This window comes from Nocardia sp. CA-151230, assembly GCF_050942175.1.
In the GTDB taxonomy this organism is placed as follows: Bacteria; Actinomycetota; Actinomycetes; order Mycobacteriales; family Mycobacteriaceae; genus Nocardia.
On the sequence record NZ_CP192061.1, the window covers coordinates 8,879,686 to 8,896,785 of the forward strand.

The 17,100-nt window shown below is 70.9% G+C and carries 12 protein-coding genes; 7 read left to right on the top strand and 5 right to left on the bottom strand.

Features of this window, described 5'->3' with window-relative positions; translation table 11 throughout:
* Positions 1–96: 96 nt before the first annotated feature.
* Positions 97–1,335 carry a DUF5685 family protein gene (locus ACQP1O_RS41535; RefSeq protein WP_433563712.1) on the top strand — a complete coding sequence of 413 codons (1,239 nt, stop codon included), beginning with the start codon at positions 97–99 and terminating at the stop codon, positions 1,333–1,335.
* Positions 1,336–1,427: 92 nt separating this feature from the next.
* Positions 1,428–3,032 carry an FAD-dependent monooxygenase gene (locus ACQP1O_RS41540; protein ID WP_433563713.1) on the top strand — a complete coding sequence of 535 codons (1,605 nt, stop codon included), beginning with the start codon at positions 1,428–1,430 and terminating at the stop codon, positions 3,030–3,032.
* Positions 3,033–3,235: 203 nt separating this feature from the next.
* Here ACQP1O_RS41540 and ACQP1O_RS41545 read toward each other — a convergent pair whose 3' ends face one another.
* Both ACQP1O_RS41545 and ACQP1O_RS41550 read right to left on the bottom strand, forming a co-directional pair.
* The gene (locus ACQP1O_RS41545; protein WP_433563714.1) at positions 3,236–4,105 is read right to left on the bottom strand and encodes a MaoC family dehydratase; all 870 of its coding nucleotides are present in this window, start codon (positions 4,103–4,105) and stop codon (positions 3,236–3,238) included.
* Positions 4,102–5,460, bottom strand: a complete 1,359-nt coding sequence (locus ACQP1O_RS41550; RefSeq protein WP_433563715.1) for a 3-oxoacyl-ACP reductase — start codon at positions 5,458–5,460, stop codon at positions 4,102–4,104. Before ACQP1O_RS41550 ends, ACQP1O_RS41545 begins: the two co-directional genes overlap by 4 nt.
* Positions 5,461–5,665: 205 nt before the next feature.
* Between ACQP1O_RS41550 and ACQP1O_RS41555 the strand changes: the two genes are divergently transcribed.
* On the top strand, positions 5,666–6,988 hold the full coding sequence (locus ACQP1O_RS41555) for an acetyl-CoA C-acetyltransferase (RefSeq protein WP_433563716.1): 1,323 nt from the start codon (positions 5,666–5,668) through the stop codon (positions 6,986–6,988).
* Between the two features lie 151 nt (positions 6,989–7,139).
* Here ACQP1O_RS41555 and ACQP1O_RS41560 read toward each other — a convergent pair whose 3' ends face one another.
* Positions 7,140–8,474: an ADP-ribosylglycohydrolase family protein gene (locus ACQP1O_RS41560; RefSeq protein ID WP_433563717.1), complete on the bottom strand. Its 1,335-nt coding sequence runs from the start codon at positions 8,472–8,474 to the stop codon at positions 7,140–7,142.
* The gene (locus ACQP1O_RS41565; protein ID WP_433563718.1) at positions 8,471–8,911 is read right to left on the bottom strand and encodes a hypothetical protein; all 441 of its coding nucleotides are present in this window, start codon (positions 8,909–8,911) and stop codon (positions 8,471–8,473) included. The genes ACQP1O_RS41560 and ACQP1O_RS41565 overlap by 4 nt, the downstream gene beginning before the upstream one ends.
* A gap of 391 nt (positions 8,912–9,302) precedes the next feature.
* On the opposite strand from ACQP1O_RS41565, the gene ACQP1O_RS41570 reads away from it, so the two are divergent.
* The 4 genes from ACQP1O_RS41570 to ACQP1O_RS41585 all read left to right on the top strand — a co-directional run bounded on the left by ACQP1O_RS41570 (position 9,303) and on the right by ACQP1O_RS41585 (position 15,724).
* Entirely contained in the window at positions 9,303–9,791 is a 489-nt protein-coding gene (locus ACQP1O_RS41570) for a universal stress protein (protein ID WP_379390595.1), read from the top strand.
* A gap of 168 nt (positions 9,792–9,959) precedes the next feature.
* The gene (locus ACQP1O_RS41575) at positions 9,960–11,063 is read left to right on the top strand and encodes an isochorismate synthase (protein ID WP_433563719.1); all 1,104 of its coding nucleotides are present in this window, start codon (positions 9,960–9,962) and stop codon (positions 11,061–11,063) included.
* A gap of 211 nt (positions 11,064–11,274) precedes the next feature.
* Positions 11,275–11,445, top strand: a complete 171-nt coding sequence (locus ACQP1O_RS41580) for a DUF2613 domain-containing protein (protein WP_154789197.1) — start codon at positions 11,275–11,277, stop codon at positions 11,443–11,445.
* A 46-nt stretch (positions 11,446–11,491) separates the two neighbouring features.
* Complete coding sequence (locus tag ACQP1O_RS41585) at positions 11,492–15,724, top strand: alpha-(1->3)-arabinofuranosyltransferase (protein ID WP_433563720.1); 4,233 nt, start codon at positions 11,492–11,494, stop codon at positions 15,722–15,724.
* 37 nt (positions 15,725–15,761) lie between these two features.
* Here the strand turns inward: ACQP1O_RS41585 and ACQP1O_RS41590 are convergent, their stop codons facing one another.
* Positions 15,762–16,913 carry an acyltransferase family protein gene (locus tag ACQP1O_RS41590; protein ID WP_433563721.1) on the bottom strand — a complete coding sequence of 384 codons (1,152 nt, stop codon included), beginning with the start codon at positions 16,911–16,913 and terminating at the stop codon, positions 15,762–15,764.
* Positions 16,914–17,100: the final 187 nt, after the last annotated feature.

The following is a 17,100-nucleotide window of genomic DNA, read 5'->3' on the forward strand; positions in this document are numbered from 1 at the left end:
GTCGTCCGGCCGACTTGCCGTCACGCCCCTCGCCTGCCACAGTTCGCTGCGATCGTGTTGCAGGACGGCCGTTTCGGCCGGGGATGGGGATCGTCGTTGTTCGGCTTGCTGAAGCCGTGTGCGCACCGTGCGGTGCGGCACGGTATCGACCCGTCGGCCTGGCAGACCCACCTGTGCGGTCTCTGCCTGGGTTTGCGTGACGGCCATGGCCAGCTCGCGCGCGCGGCGACCAATACCGACGCCATCGTCCTCGAAGTACTCACCGAGGCGCAGCAATCCGAGCCGTCCGCTCGCACCGGCGCGGGTCCCTGCCCGTTGCGCGGCATGCGCCGCGCCGAGGTGGTCGCCGCCGGCGCGCCCGGCGTGCGGCTCGCCGCGACCGCGTCACTGCTGCTGGGCGCGGCCAAGATTCGCGACCATGTCGACGACGGCGATGCCCACCGTCTGGCGCGCCGCCCGCTCACCCGCGTCTCCACCCGGTGGCACACCCGGGCACGCGCCGCCGCCGAACCCCTCGGCCTCGACGTCGAACCGCTGATCGCCGCGATCGAATCCCAGCTGCGGCTGGAGAATTCGCCCGAGAGCACCCTCGCCGAGCTGACCGCGCCCACCCAGCTCTGCGCGGCGGAATTGTTCGCGCACACCGCGATTCTCGCGAACCGTCCCGAGAACTCCGACGCCCTGCGTGAGGCGGGATGGCATTTCGGCCGGATCGCGCACCTGGCCGACGCCCTCGAAGACCTCGACGCGGACAACGCCCAGGGCCACTTCAACCCGCTCTCTGCCACCGGCACCACCCCGGAACGGGCGCACGCCCTTGTCGCCGAATCGCATTCACTCCTGCGCGCGGCCCTCGCCCGCGTCGCCCTGGACCGCGCCGCCACGGTCCGCTGGATCCTGCTCGACCCGCTGGGCGGCGTGGTCCGCAAACTCGGCCGGGCCGCGGGCATCGCGCACACCTGCACCACCCGCGCCTGTCGCACGCACTCCGCGACGGTGTCCGAGGCGGCACCGCGCGGCGGGCAGCCCGGCGCGCCGTTCACGCCGCAGCCGGGGCTGGTTCCGCCCGGGCCGGGGGGACCGTCGACGCAGCGGCCGAGCCTGCTCGAGGGGCTGGGGATCATCGGCACCCAGTACTGCACCGGGTACGCGTGTTTCAAGTGGCACACCGGCCCGTGCAGCGGGGATCGCAAGGCGCCGTGGATCGATCACTGCGACTGCGACGGCTGCGATTGCTGTAGCAACTGCAACTGCGGCGGGTGTGATTGCGATTGCTGCGACTGCGACTGCTGTGACTGTGACTGCTGCGACTGCGACTGTGACTGCAGCTGCTGAACGCCGCGAGCCGAGACCGGACCGGCGGCGCGGGCGGCGTCGTGTGATCGCTGTGCAAGGGGCGTGCAAGCGGTCGTGCCCAGGCTGGGGGCATGACAACGGCACATGTTCCGGTCCTGGTGGTCGGCGGCGGTCTGGTCGGGTTGTCCGCCGCATTGTTCCTCGAATACCACGGCGTCCCTTACGTTCTGGTGGAGCGGCGGGCGAACGCCTCGCCGCTGCCGCGTTCGCGGGGGCTGCACACCCGCACGGGTGAGATGTACCGGCAGGCCGGGGTCGAGGCGCAGATCCTGGAGGCGGCCGCGAGCGCGTTGCGGGCGGGGAAGTTCGGCGGCGCGTGGACCGGCGAGTCGGTGCGGACCGCGGAGTCGCTGGATCTGTCGGGGCTGGGTGCGGCCATGGCGGCCGCGGATCCGAGTCCGTCGCAGTTCGTGTTCCTGCCGCAGGTGCAGCTCGAACCGGTGCTCGCGCAGGCCGCCCGGGAGCGCGGCGGCGACCTTCGATTCGGCAGGGAGCTGGTGGAATTCGAGCAGGATGGGACGGGCGTCAGCGCGCTGCTGCGAGACGACTCGGGTGCGCGGTCGCCGCTGCGTGCCGATTACCTGATCGCGGCGGACGGTGCGGGGAGTCCGATCCGCCGGGCGCTGGGCATCATCGGCCGGGAGCTGCCGCCGACCCACCACTATCTGAATGTGTTCGCCCGCACCGACCTCACCGGTCTGCTCGGCGGCCGCGCCTTCAGCCAGTGCGAGATCACCGGCCCGGTGGTGCGCGGACTCGTGTTGTCCAAGAACAACACCGACGAATGGTCCTTCCACATCGAGTACGACCCGGCCACCGAGTCGCCCGCCGACTGGCCGGATACCCGCTGCGTCGCTGCCATTCGAGCCATGGTCGGCGCACCCGATCTCGACGTGCGGATCCTGGCCCGCAGCGCCTGGGACACCGGCACTTTCGTGGCCGACGAGTACCGCCGCGATCGAATCTTCCTGGTCGGCGATGCGGCGCACCGCCACGCGCCCTGGGGCGGCTACGGCGGCAACACCGGCGTCGCCGACGCGCACAATCTGATCTGGAAACTGGCGGCCACCCTGCACGGGAACGCCGGTCCGGCCCTGCTGGACTCCTACGCGGCCGAGCGCCGCCCGCGCGCCGAAGTGGCGGTCGAGCAGTCGCGTCTGCGCACCGACTTCCGGACCCGCTACGGCATCGAAACCCCTGCCAATGCCGACGATCTGGCCCGCAGGCTGGATGTGGCGACGGTGATGACCCGCTACCGGTACGCCTCGACGGCCGTCCTCACCGTGCCCGGCGCAGCCCCGCATGTCGTGACTCCGAAGGGCCGGACGGGAACCCGCCTCCCGCACTGGTGCGTCGACGCCGGCTGGTGGACACCCTCCACCCTGGACCTGTGCGGCCCGGGTTTCACCCTGCTGGTCGCCGGTCCGGCCGGGGCGTGGCGCACGGCGGCCGCCCAGGCACGGCGCGCCACCGGTATCGACCTGGCCGTGCACGCCCTGCCCGCGGCCGACTGCGCGACGCATGCCGGGCTGGATGCCGGCGAGGCCCTGCTGGTCCGGCCGGATCAGCACATCGCGGCCGGCCCCGATTCCGGGCTGACTCCCGACCGGCTCGGTGACGTGCTGGCGCTGGTGGTGGATGCCGGTAATGCGCCGATGCGGTCGGCCATCGCCTGATCCGCTCCGGAAACACAAGAGCCGCACACTGTTTCGGCCGGATGTAGAAACCCCTGCGTGGCGACATCCGAATTCGAAACAGTGTGCGGCTCTTCACCCCCGTCGGACGGACCGCCGTATGACGGGCGCGCCCGAATCTTCGGGTGTCAGGCTCGACACTCCCTCGCACTGCGGGTTTTCGACCCTACCCGCGTGGCGAGGTTTCAGCGCAGCGTAGCGGTCAGGTGCGGGAAGCCCTTCTTCGGGTGCTTCAAGGACAAGTCCCACCCACCGGACACCTGGTCCGCGTACAGGTTCACCGTGGCCGGCAGGAAGATCGGCTTGCCGAACTTCACCGCGTAGGTGGCATGGTCGGGGATCCGGCCCTCCAGCACGCCGAGCACGGTGGCGGCCGACCACATGCCGTGCGCGATCGGCTTCTGGAACCCGAATGCCTTGGCGCCCAGCGCCGAGGTGTGGATCGGGTTGTGGTCGCCCGAGGCGCCCGCGTAGCGGTTGATCATCTTCTGATCGACGCGCAGCGCGCGCAGCGGCGGGGGCGGCACCTCGTCCGGCTTGGGCTCTGGCTTGGGCCCGCCCGACAGCGAGGTGCGCTGCTGGTGCAGGAAGGTGGTGACCTGACGCCACACCAGCTCCCGGCCGACACCGACCTCGGTGACGGCGTCCACCAGCAGGCCCTTGGGGTGCTCGCGCAGGTTCTCGATGTGGGTCTCGAAGTCCAGCGGCTCGGACACCGAGATCTCGCGGGTGCGCTCGATGACGTTCTCCGCGTGCACCGCGCCCACGGCCACGAACGGGAAGTCGCGGGCGACGACCAGCTGCATGGCCAGCGGGAAGCTGAGCACGAACGGGTAGGTCAGCGGCAGGGCGTCGCCGAAGCGCAGGCCGGTGGCCCGGCAGTAGGCGGCGAGATGGTCCGGGTCGACCTTGAAGCCCTCGAGCCGGACTGTGCGGTCCGGCAGGGTGGGCTTGCGGGCCGACAGACCCGGCACCGGCAGCGCGCCCAGGGCGGCCTTGACGAACAGGCCGCTGTTCTTGGGCACCTCGGTGAGGTTGATGGTCTGCGTCATCATGCTCCGATCAGGGCCTGGCCGCAGACGCGAACGATATTGCCGGACACCGCGTTCGACGCCGGAGAGGCGAAGTAGGCGATGGTCTCGGCGACGTCCACGGTCTGACCGCCCTGCAGCAGCGAGGACAGCAGGCGCCCGCCCTCGCGGGTGGCCAGCGGGATGGCGGCGGTCATGGCGGTCTCGATGAAACCGGGGGCCACCGCGTTGATGGTGATGCCCTGCTCGGCCAGCTTCGGCGCCTCGGCGTTCACCATGCCGATGACACCGGCCTTGGAGGCGCCGTAGTTGGTCTGGCCGCGGTTGCCGGCGATGCCCGCGATGGAGGACACGTCGATGACGCGGCCACCCGTGCGGAGCGCGCCCGCGGCCACCAGGCCCTCGGTAATGCGGTGCGGCGCGGCCAGGTTCACGTTGATGACCGAGTTCCAGCGGCCCTCGTCCATATTGGCGAGCAGCTTGTCGCGGGTGATGCCGGCGTTGTGGACGACGATGTCGATGCCGCCGAAGCGCTCGGTGGCGAAGGCGGCCAGCTTCTCGGCGGCGTCGGCGGCGGTGACGTCGAGGGCGAGCGCGGTGGCGCCGACCTTGTTGGCGGTCTCGGACAGCGCCTCACCGGCGGCCGGGATGTCGGCCACGATCACGGTCGCGCCGTCCCGGGCGAAGACCTCGGCGATGGTGGCGCCGATGCCGCGGGCGGCACCGGTGACCACGGCGACCTTGCCCTCCAGGGGCTTGTCCCACGAGGCCGGGGCGGTCGAGTCGTCCTTGCCGACCCGGAAGACCTGGCCGTCGACGAACGCCGACTTGCCGGACAGCACGAAGCGCAGGGTCGACTCCAGACCCGTTGCGGCCGTGGCGGCCTCGGGGTGCAGGTAGACCAGGTTGCTGGTGGCGCCGCGCAGCAGCTCCTTGCCGACCGAGCGGGTGAAGCCCTCCAGCGCGCGCTGCGCGATCTGGGCGTCGACCGAGTCGGTGAGCTCGGGGGTGGTGCCGATGACCAGCACGCGGCCGGAGGCGGCGATGCTGCGCATGGCGGGCTGGAAGAACTCGAACAGCTGCTGCAGCTCCTCGATGGTGCGGATGCCGGTGGCGTCGAAGACCAGCGCGCCGAACTTCACGCCCGGGGTGACCGCATCCACGAAGGTGTAGTCGCTCAGCAGGTTCCGCACGGCGTCGGCGACGCGGCCCTTGCCGCCCAGCAGCACCGGACCCGGGAGTGCGGCCTCGCCGGCCTTGTAGCGGCGCAGCGTCTCCGGCTGCGGCAGGCCCAGTTTCGAGGCCAGGAACGCGCCCGGCGCGGAGTGAACGAACGATCCGTACAGGTTGGGAGCGCCCTTGCTCTTGCTGGCAGCCACGTTTCCTACCTTCTGTTGTGTGGGTGAGTGGTCCTCGCCCGCTCGGGCCTTGCGCACCGGCCTCGGGAGCGGTGTTGCGCACATGTGCGGGGTACGGTGTCGACAATTAACTTACTCCAGAGTAAGTTTAATGTAAACCGAGTGGCGCGCATCCACCGGGATCGCGCGTGCCGGAAATCCCACCGACGAGACACTGGAGACTCGAGTGACCACCAAAGCCCGTTCGGCGAAGGCCGCGGCCAAGACCACCAAGCAGGCCCGCCCGGTTGCGATCCTCGGCGGTAACCGCATCCCGTTCGCTCGTTCCGACGGCAAGTACGCCCACGCTTCCAACCAGGACATGTTCACCGCGGCCCTGAACGGCCTGGTCGCCCGCTTCGGCCTGCAGGGCGAGCGCCTGGGCATGGTCGTCGGCGGCGCGGTCCTCAAGCGCGTCGGCGAGCACGGCATGATCCGCGAGAGCGTGCTCGGCTCCACCCTGTCGCCCTACACCGCGGCCCACGACCTGCAGCTGGCCTGCGGCACCGGCCTGCAGTCCATCGTCACCGTGGCCGACGGCATCGCCCTGGGCCGCATCGAGAACGGCGTCGGCGGCGGCACCGACACCACCTCCGACGCGCCCATCGGCGTGAGCGAGGGCATGCGCGAGTGGATGCTCGACGCCAACCGCGCCAAGAAGAACTCCGACTACGTGAAGCTGGTCGGCCGGCTGCGGCCCTCGATGGTCGGCATCGAGATCCCGCGCAATGCCGAGCCGCGCACCGGGCTGTCCATGGGTGAGCACGCCGCCATCACCGCCAAGGAATTCGGCATCTCCCGCGAGGCGCAGGACGAGCTGGCCTACCTGTCGCACAGGAACATGGCCGCCGCCTACGACCGCGGCTTCATGGACGACCTCATCACCCCGTTCCTCGGCCTGACCCGCGACGACAACCTGCGCCCGGGCTCCACCATCGAGAAGCTGGCCACCCTGAAGCCTGTCTTCGGCACCAAGCTGGGCGACGCCACCATGACCGCCGGCAACTCCACCCCGCTCACCGACGGCGCGTCCGCGGTGCTGCTGGGCTCCGAGGAGTGGGCGGCCTCGCGCAACCTGTCGCCGCTGGCCTACCTGGTGGACTCCGAGGTCGCCGCGGTGGACTACATCCACGGCCCCGACGGCCTGCTCATGGCCCCCACCTACGCGGTGCCGCGCATGCTGGCCCGCAACGGCCTGACCCTGCAGGACTTCGACTACTACGAGATCCACGAGGCCTTCGCCTCCGTGGTGCTCGCCACCCTGCAGGCGTGGGAGTCGGACCAGTACTGCAAGGAGCGCCTGGGCCTGGACGGCGCACTCGGCTCGATCGACCGCGCCAAGCTGAACGTGAACGGCTCCTCGCTCGCCGCGGGTCACCCGTTCGCCGCCACCGGTGGCCGGATCATCGCCCAGATCGCCAAGCAGCTGGCCGAGAAGGGTGGCGGCCGCGCGCTGGTCTCCATCTGTGCCGCGGGCGGCCAGGGCGTCGTCGCCATCGTCGAGCGGTAGTTCACCAGGGGCTAAGCCCCTGAAACCCTTGGAGGATGGGGGCATTGCCCCCAACCCCCGTTTCTGTGTCAGAGGGCGGTGCCCGGCCGGGACGACGGCCGGGCACCGCCCTCGCCGCTGTTGCGGACCACCGCCACGGCCCAATTCGGTGTCAGCTCACCAGATTCAGCGTGCGGCGGGCCAGGTCGGAGATGCGAGTTCTGCCGTAGCCGGTGACGGAGCTGTGGACGGTGTCGTGGAACGGCGCGGTCCAGTGGGCGGGAACGGCGGCGGCTCCGGTGAGGATGCCCGCCACCGAGCCGGCGGTCGCGGCATTGGAGTCGGTGTCCCAGCCGGCCTGGACGGTGAGGGCGATGGTGCTGGTGAAATCGCCTTCGCCCCAGAGTAATCCGGCGGCTATGAGGCAGGCGTTGCCGATGGCGTGGACCCAGTTGTAGTGGCCGTGGCGGGTGTGGATGGCGGTCACGGCCCGGTCCCAGGACATGCCGCTGCGGTGGTCGTCGGTGACCTCGGCCAGGGCCAGCGCCAGGCGGGAGCGGGCGGGGATGACCGAGTATGCGACGGCCAGCGCTTCGGCGGGGCCGGGGGCGGTGAAGGCGGCGGCGATCAGCGCGCCCGACCACATGGCGGCCCATAAACCATTGCCCACGTGAGAGATCGAGGCGTCGCGGGCCGCCGCGGCGGCCGCGCGGCGGGGTTGTCCGGGATGGGTGTAGCCGTGGATGTCGGCGCGGATGAGCGCGCCGATCCATTCGCGGTAGGGGTTGCGGTAGGTGGCGGTGTCGGGCGGGGCGAAACCGTCGATGAGGTTGCGGTAGGCGACGCGTTCGGCGGTGTAGGTCTGCAGGAACGGCAGGCGCTCGAGCCAGAGGGCCGCGACGTCATCGGGGGTGAACGACCTCCCGCGCTGCTCCAGCAGGTGCAGGCCGAGAATCGGGTAGTCGATGTCGTCGTCGCGGGGACATCCGTCGATGCGTCCGAGAGTGGCTGTGTGCCAGGATCTTAGGTTATCGGCCTCCGGCGGGAGCGGGTCGGCGACGGGGACGTAGTCGCGCAGCGGATAGGCCCCGCTCGCCTCCAGATACCCGCGGATGCGGGCGGGTGTCCAGACGAAGCCGTTCTCCAGGGGTTTGCCCAGCGTGCAGCCGACACAGCGGCCGAGCCAGCCGCCGTGGATACGGTCCAGCAGCTCCGGCTCGCCCAATGGCGGGATCGAATCCTCTTCGGTGTCACCCGGATTCGTGTGCCACGGCGCGTCCACCCATTCGGTGTAGGGCCAGTCCGGCAGTCGCGGCGCCCGCTCGACCCGATCCAGCAGCCGCCAGCAGGCCCCCGGAATCGCCTGCTCGGTGTGCGTGAGATCGCGCACTTCCTCCGCGAAATCGTCTACCGCGTAACCAGATTCGGCGCGCTGACACCATTCGTAGTACAGCAGGGCGCGCGGATCGGCCTCATGGTGGCCGAAGAAGGCCGACTCTATGGTCACAACACCGCCTGGGTGGCCGCGACCACCTCGGAGAGCAGGGGCAGGGATTCCTCGCGCTGTGGCACGCGCGCCCACCAGCGGCCCTCATGGGTGTGGCGGCCGAATCCGGTGGGCAGGATGACATTACTGCGATGCGGGCCGATATCGACGCTGTTGCGCTCGAGCACCTCGAGGCACTCGTCGGACGGGTAGCCGTCGAAGACCGCCAGGAAGGTGCGGCGCGCCGGCTTGTCGCGCACCAGCACCGGGCCGGCGACACCGCGACTGACCAGTTCGTCAAGGATCAAGGCCCCCAACGGTTCCGGGGTGTTCAGCGCCGCGATGGTGTCGACCAGCGGTAGGACCACGAAGCCCGGTGTGGTCACATGCACGTGGGGGAGACCGAACAGGGAGCGGTACACACGCGCCCACTCCTGCGGGGTCGTCAGCTCGTCCAACCGCACAATCCACCCCTCGTTCGGGCCCTGCTCCAACGACGGCGATGTCGATCGTCGGCGACAGCCGACGTTTTCAGTGAAAACCCGTCCCCCGCATCGCACCACCGGTTTGGGTGAATCGTGAGCGAACTGTGGAGAACTTGCGCTGTGTTCGATTGCCCCTCCGCTTCGCTCCGGGGCGGGTTCGCGGCCCTGAGGTCTCGATTCTTCCCTCCTCCGCTCCTCCAAGGCGCAGGTCTATGGAGCCGTTCGCTCCCCCGCTCCGAGGCGGAGGTCCATCGAGCCGCGGTCCAGAATCGAGACGGCCGCGAACCATGAGTTGAGGCTTGACGGAAAGTTCTCGGGGTAGCCTCGTGGATGGACGTAGGACGTTCCTACCAGGAGGTTCGTCATGCCCTGCGATTTGATGCTGATCGCCTACGACGGCTCCGAGAATGCCCGGCGGGCCGTCGAATACGCGGGACGGTTCCTGGCCGCCGACAGAGCCGTGGTGCTGACGGCGTGGGAGCCGATGGTGCGCCAGGCAGCGCGGTTGTCGGGACTGTCCGGGGTGATGCAGCCCGAGTGGATGACCGACGACGAAATAGAGGACATCGCGCTGGTGGACGCCCGGAATATCAATGCCGAAGGCGTGCGGCTGGCCAAGCTGGCCGGCCTGAACGCCGAGGCGCGCACCGCCGAGTGCACCACCACCATCTGGAACGCCATCGTCGAGACCGCCGACGAGTTGAACGTGGACATCATCGTGGCGGGCACCCGCGGGGCCACCGGCATCCGGGCCCTCATGCATTCGAGCGTCGCCGACGCCGTGCTCAAGCACTGCCATCGCCCGGTGCTCATGGTGCCGCCGGGCCGCGAACCCGCCGAAAAACAGGCCTGACGCCGGGAAACCCCGGGCGGCCGGGGTCCACGCACCCTCGCCGGAGCGGGGTATTGCGGGAAAGATGCTGGGCCGCACCGGAATACCCGAACCGGCCCGGCGGCCGGGTGAGAGATGCGTCGCTCCCCGGCCCGGGCCGCCCGGCCTCGGGGCTATGGTCGAACCATCATGGACGGATTTCTGCTCGCGACGCCGGACGGTGTCGTACGCACCGCTGGCACCCGCGCCGCCTTCGATTCGGCGGCCGCCGCCGGCGCGGCGCTGCGGTCCGGGGCAGCCGAGCTGATCGTGGGCGCGCTGCCGTTCGATCCACGCCGTCCCGCCGCCCTGGTGACGCCCGAGCAGGCCACGCACACTGCCGGACCGTGGCGCCCGGCCGCCCTGCCGGACCTGCCCGAGGTCCGGGTCGTCTCCGAAATACCCAGCGCCGCAGAGCATGTCGCGCGCGTCACGAGACTCGTCGAGCAGCTGGGCGATCCGGAGCAGCCGCTGCGCAAGGTGGTGGCGGCCCGGTCACTGCTGGCCGAGGCACAGGCCCCGCTGGAGCCCGAGGTGGTCGCCGCGCACCTGGTGACCCGGCATCCGCGTGCCGCCGTCTACGCGGTTGATCTGTCGGCCGCGGGACGCCCGGGCGACACGCTGCTGGGCGCGACACCGGAGGTGCTGATCTCCCGGCACGGCCGCGCGGTCGCCCTGCACCCACTGGCCGGCACCCTGCCCCGGCTCGCCGATCCGGCGGCGGATGCGGCCCAAGCCCGAGATTTGCTGGCCAGCACCAAGAATCGCGACGAGCACGCCTACGTCATCGACTGGATCCGCGAACTGCTGACGCCCGTGTGCGCCGAGCTGACCATCCCCGACGGGCCCGAACTGCTGTCCACGCCCGAGGTCTGGCACCTGGCCACCCCCATTCGCGGCGTGCTGCGCGATCCGGCCACCACCGCCCTGGACCTCGCGGTCCTGCTGCACCCCACCCCCGCCGTCTGCGGCACTCCGACCGCCCTGGCCCTGGACGCCATCGCCGACCTCGAGGGCGACCGCGGCTTCTACGGCGGCGCTGTCGGCTGGTGCGACGCGGCCGGCGACGGCGACTGGTTCGTCGCCATCCGCTGTGCGGAACTCGCCGCCGACGCCTGCTCCCTGCGCGCCTTCGGCGGCGGCGGCATCGTCGCCGCCTCCGACCCGCAGACCGAACTCCACGAAACGACCGCCAAGCTCCGCACCTTTCTGGGCGGGCTCACCAGCCACCCCGATTTTTCAGCGCGCGGCTGAGAGCCGTTGACGCCGAGCACGCGTGCCGGCGGTTGCGAGCCGAACCCGTTCCGAATGTCCCCGGCGAGTTACCCCGAACGTCACGAAATCAGTCGCCACCTCGGCATACGACGACTCACACACCGAAGGTTCGGGGTTGCGGGGGGCCGGAGGGGGCAAAGCCTGCTAGGTTGGCCCGGTTACGCATGCGTCCGATGTTGGGAGTACCGCGATGAAGTTTGCCGTTCCTGGTGCAGCGAGTGCTGTCGGTGGAGCCCTGGTCGGGCTGGCGGCGGTCCTGGTCATCACAATGGCGGCTTCGCAGGACAAGCGGCCCGAGATCGACCGCAGCGGCGAGGCGTCCTCGTCACTATTGAACAACGTTGAGTACGGCTCGCGCTGACCGGACGACCTCCGAACCAGGCCAACCCGAAGACCCACCGTCCGTTGTGACCGGTCCGGGCGAGGACCGGTCTCCGACGACGCTTCAGGACTCTGCCGACACTGCCCCACTGGGCCGTCGCTGGCTGCTCGGCAGTGTCATCGTGGCCTTCCTGCTGACCTTCCTGCAGGTGCCCGGGCAGACCGTCGCCGATACGAAATACGATCTGGCGCAGAATCCGCTGGGCTTCCTCGCCCGCGCCTCCCATCTGTGGAGCAGCCAGGCCCCGATGGGGCAGGTGCAGAACCAGGCCTACGGCTACTTCTTCCCGCACGGCGCGTTCTTCTCGCTCGGGCATCTGCTCGGCCTGCCCGGCTGGGCGACCCAGCGCATCTGGTGGGCGCTGCTGCTGCTCGCGGGATTCTGGGGCATCATCCGGCTCTGCGAGACCCTCGGCATCGGCAGCCGGGGCTCGCGGGTGATCGCCGCGGTAGCGTTCGCGCTCTCGCCGCGCGTGCTCACGACGCTCGGCTCGATCTCCTCCGAAACGCTGCCGATGATGCTCGCGCCCTGGGTGCTGCTGGCTCCCGCCGCCCTCGGCGTGGCGATGAAGCGCCCCGCGCGGCGTGGGATGGCGACTCCTGCGGGCAGCGCCCTCGCGCTCGCGCTGATGGGTTCGGTGAACGCGGTGGCCACGGCCGCGGCGTTCCTGCCCGCGGCGCTGTGGTGGTTGTCCTACAAGCCGAATCGAGTGTGGTGGCGCTTCACCCGCGCCTGGATTCCGCTGCTGGTGCTGGGCACCTTCTGGTGGGTGGTGCCACTGCTGTTGCTGGGCAAGGTGAGTCCGCCGTTCCTGGACTACATCGAATCCTCCGGCGTGACGACGCAGTGGGCCTCGCTGGGCGAGGTGCTGCGCGGCACCGACAGCTGGACCCCGTTCGTCTCCCCGGAGCGCATCGCGGGCGCGGTGCTGGTGACCCAGCCCGCGGCGGTGCTGGCCACCGGCCTGCTGGCCGCGGCGGGCATGGCCGGTCTGGCCATGCGGTCCATGCCGAATCGCGGGCGCCTTGCCCTGATCCTGATCGTCGGCCTGGTCGGCATCTGCGCGGGTTACGCGGGTGAGCTGGGCGGGCCGTTCGCGGACCAGGTGCGGGTCTTCCTGGACTCCGGCGGCGCGCCGCTGCGCAATGTGCACAAGCTGGAACCGCTGATCCGGGTGCCGCTGGTGCTGGGACTCGCGCATCTGCTGAGCCGGGTGCCGCTGCCCGCATCGGTGCCGATGCCGGTGTGGCGCAGGGCCTTCGCGCATCCCGAGCGCGACCGCACGGTGGCGGTCGCCGCGCTCATCCTGACGGCGCTGACGCTGTCGACCTCACTGGCCTGGACCGGCAAGCTCGCGCCGCGCGGCAGCTACGACCGGGTCCCGGCGTACTGGCAGCAGACCGCGGATTGGCTGGCGCACAACGCCTCCGACACCCGGGCGCTGGTGGTGCCGGGCGCGCCGTTCGGCAGCCAGGTGTGGGGTCTGACCCGGGACGAGCCCTTGCAGGCGCTGGCGAGCACCCCGTGGGCGGTGCGGGATTCGGTGCCGCTCAACCCGCCCGGCGCGATCCGCGCCATGGATTCGGTGCAGCGGCTCATTGCCGACGGCCGGCCGTCGGCGGGGCTGGCGGCGACACTGGCCGGGCAGGGCATCGGAATCCTGGTGCTGCGCAACGACCTCGATCCGGAGACCTCACGCTCCACCCGGCCGATACTGGCCCACCGCGCGCTCGACGGCTCGCCCGGATTGACGAAGGTCGCCCAGTTCGGGGAGCCGGGCAAGACGGGCAGGGTGGAGGGCCTGGTCGCGGACGGTGATCTGCGCCCGGAATACCCGGCTATCGAGATCTATCGCGTCGAGTCGACGGTGCCCGGCATCCCCGCCCAGGTGCGCAGCGGCGTCGGCGCACCGACGTCGTTCCCGGGAGCGTTCACCGTCCCGCTGGACAGCGTCGCGGTGATCCAGGGTGGTCCCGAGGTGGTGGAACGCTTGCGCCGCAACCCCGCGGCACCCGCCGGGCCGACCATGCTGGCCGTCGACGCCGCCACCGCCGGACTGCCGGTGGACGGGGTCACCATCACCGACACACCGATGGACCGGGAGGCCGACTTCGGGCGCGTCGACAACCACAACTCGGCGCTGCGAGCCCCGGGCGATGCCCGCCGCACCCACAACCTGGTGCCGGACTATCCGGTGCCCGGCGCCCAACTGGTGGAGGGCGAATGGTCCGGCGCGACCATCACCGCCTCCAGTTCCGCCGGTGACGCCACCCAGCTGGGCGGGGCCGCGCCCGGCAGCTCTACCGCGGCCGTGGTGGACACCGATCCGGCCACCGCGTGGATCAGCAATGGCGCCGAACACGCTGTCGGGCAATGGCTCCGGCTGGATCTGGACAAGCCGATCAGTTCCGCGGTGCTGCGGCTGACCACCAGTGCGGCCGCCATCGGCAGCCCGGTGAAGTGGGTGGAGGTGGAGACCGCCAAGGGCACGGTGGCGGCCCGCATCACCGAACCCGGTACGCCGGTGGCGATCTCACTGCCGCCGGGCCGCACCGACTGGATCAAGATCACCGCCGTGCACACCGAGGACGGCAGCGCCGGCGGCCAATTCGGAATCAGCGAACTGAGCCTGGACGACTACGCCGACCGCGAGAACCCGGTGACCGTGAATATCCGGCACCGCACGGTACTGCCGCCCGCTCCCGCCGGCGCGCAGGTCCGCGGCTGGAACCTGGGACAGGAATTCCCCGGCCGCAGCGCCTGTTTCGACTCACCCGACCGCGTCCGGTGCAGCAAGGGCCTGGCCCTGGCCGCCGAGGAACCGGGCCTGTTCGAACGCACCCTGCAGGTGCCGCAGCCGGTCACCGTGTCCCCGGGCCTGATCGTGCACACCCGTCCCGGCCCGGCGCTGGAGGCGCTGCTCACCGATCAGGACCGGCCCATCGCCCGCGGCCGCGCCGACGTCGGCGACCCGCGCGGCTCCGCCCTCGCTGCCACCGACGGTGACCCGCGCACCAGCTGGACCGCACCCGAGACCACCGTCCGCAATCCGGCGGGCCCCAAACCCACACTCACCATCGAACTTCCGGCCCCGACCCTGGTGACCGGCCTGGAGGTGACGCCCTCGCGCGGCGATCTGCCCGCGCACCCCACCTCCGTCTCGGTGAATCTCGGCGACGGCCCGCAGGTGCGCACCGTGAATCCGGACTCCGGCGCGACCAGCCGGGTGGACCTGCACCCCTATGTCACCGATCGCATCGAGGTCAGCATCCAGACCTGGGACGGCGTACTCGACCGCACCGCACTGGGTTTCGCGCAGGAGCAGCCGCCCGGCCTGGCCGAGGTGAACGTGCTGGGCCCCGACTACCCCGCCCCCGCCGATCCCGACCGGCTCCTCACCATCGACTGCGCGCACGGGCCCACCATCGCCGCCGCGGGCCGCACCCTGCACACCATGGTGACCGGCACCGCCGCCGAATTGCGTTCCGGCGCACCGCTGCCCGCCACCGTGTGCGCGGCCGACGCGAACAGCGCGACCGATGCGACGGGCGCGGACACCGGATTCGACTTCCCGTCCGGCCGTGTGGATGTCGCGGTCGCGCCGACCGAACTGTTCACCGTCGACGAACTGCGCCTGGACCGCACCCCGCCGCTCGCCCCGGTGGCCGATCCGAACGGCAGCGGCGGCACGCAGGTCCTGGTGCTGCCGCTGAGCACGAATGTCGGATGGCAGGCCGAGTCCGCCGACGGCGCCACGCTGAAGCCCGTGGTGATCAATGGCTGGCAGCAGGCATGGCTGGTGCCGGCCGGAACCGAGGGCCCGATCACCGTCGCATTCCCCACCGATCGCTGGTACCGCCTGGCCATCTTCGGCGGCCTGCTGTTACTGATTCCGCTGATCGTGCTGGCGTTCCGGAGTGCGCGCTCGCCTGTGCGCGATGACGGGCCGCCGCCGCGCACCTGGCACAGTCGCATCGTCGCCGGGCTGGGACTGGCCGCCGGGGCCGGTCTCATCGCCGGACCGATCGCCCTCGTGCTCACCCTGTTCGGCCTGATGGCCGACCGACTCCGGCCGCACGTGCTGCCGCGGGCGCTGGTGGCGATCGCGGCCGGCGGTACCGCCATTTCCGCGGCCGCGCTGTCGACCGGGCCCTGGCGTTCACTGGAGGGCTATGCCGGAGGTTCGCTGTGGGTGCAGTTCCCGGCGCTGGTCGCGGTGATCGCGGTGGGGATCGCGGCCCTGCCGCCACGCCGCTGAAGCATGGTGCCGCCGCGCCGCTGAATCGTGCTGCCGCTCAACCGAAGCGGCGGCGCGTCCACTGCCGGACGGGTTCCTCGACGAGGGCGTAGCTGGCGGCCGCCAGCGGCAGCGTGAAAGCCACGGTCAGCAGGTAGACCACCACGAAATGCCCGCGGAAAGGCACGATGCCGAACACCGGGAAGATGATCGACAGTACGGCCAGATGCCAGATGAAGATGCCGTACGACCAGCGTCCGAGCGTCGCGGCGACCCGGCCCTCCAGCACCCGGTGCCGCCGCTCCGGCCGCAGCACCAGCGGGGCCAGCAGGCCGAACCCGATGACCGCGCCGAGCGCCATCTTCATGACGTACTGCCACGGCTGCCCGTGCACGAGACCCGCCGGACCCGCCAGATCGGTGGCCGCCAGCAGCATGGCGACGAACGCGAGCGGCCACATCAGCCACTGGTTCCCGGCCACCCGCCGCCAGCGCGGGGCGGGCAGGTCGGCGAGTTCGGCCAGCAGCATGCCCGCCGCGAACCACGGCAGATAGCCCGGCAGCCAGTTGTCGGCGTGAATGCCCTCGGGCGTGGGCACCGGCAGGAAATTCCAGCCCAGGCACAGCAAGCCCAGGCCCAGCACCACCGGCACCCGCAGCCGCGCCCGTTGGCCGCGCAACCAGACCAGGGCGAACGCCAGCAGCGGAAGCACAAGGTAGAAGGCAACTTCCACCGAGAGGCTCCACATCTGGGTGAGACCGTCGGTCAGGGTGAAGGGCACGAACACCTGCAGCAGAACGAGATTCGACAGCCACACCCGCAACCCCGCGGTGTGCGCCGCACCGGGCAGCAGGATCAGCACCGCCCAGACGACCACCCAGTAGGCGGGCAGGATGCGGGCCGCGCGATGCAGTAGATACCGTCCAGCGCTCGGCGCGCGGCCCTGTCCCCGGGCCGCGGCGGCGTGCGGGCGCCACAGCAGGAATCCCGACAGCGCGAAGAACACCGCGACCGCCATGTCGAATCGCTCCCACACCCGGCCCAGCGCCGGCTGCCCGGTGGCGCCGGTCTGGAAGGCCACGTGGGTGAGCACCACCCCCAGCGCCGCCAGGGCGCGCATGCCCTCGAGTGCCGGAACGAAGCGACCCAGACGGGCCGCGGGCGGCTCGGCCGGGATCGGGTTCGTCTCGGGATTCAGGGTGGTCGTCATCGCGCCCCAGTCTGCCCTGTCGCCGTTCGTCCGAGCGTCGGCCGCCTCCCCACGACTGCACCGGGCGGCTATTTCGGGGAGTTTTCCGCCCTCGGCCGCACTCTGGGACCGCTCGGACTGTTAGTGTCTGGGCTCACGAGTGCTGCGCGGCGACCGCAGTACTGGAGGAAACACGTGTTCGACGACG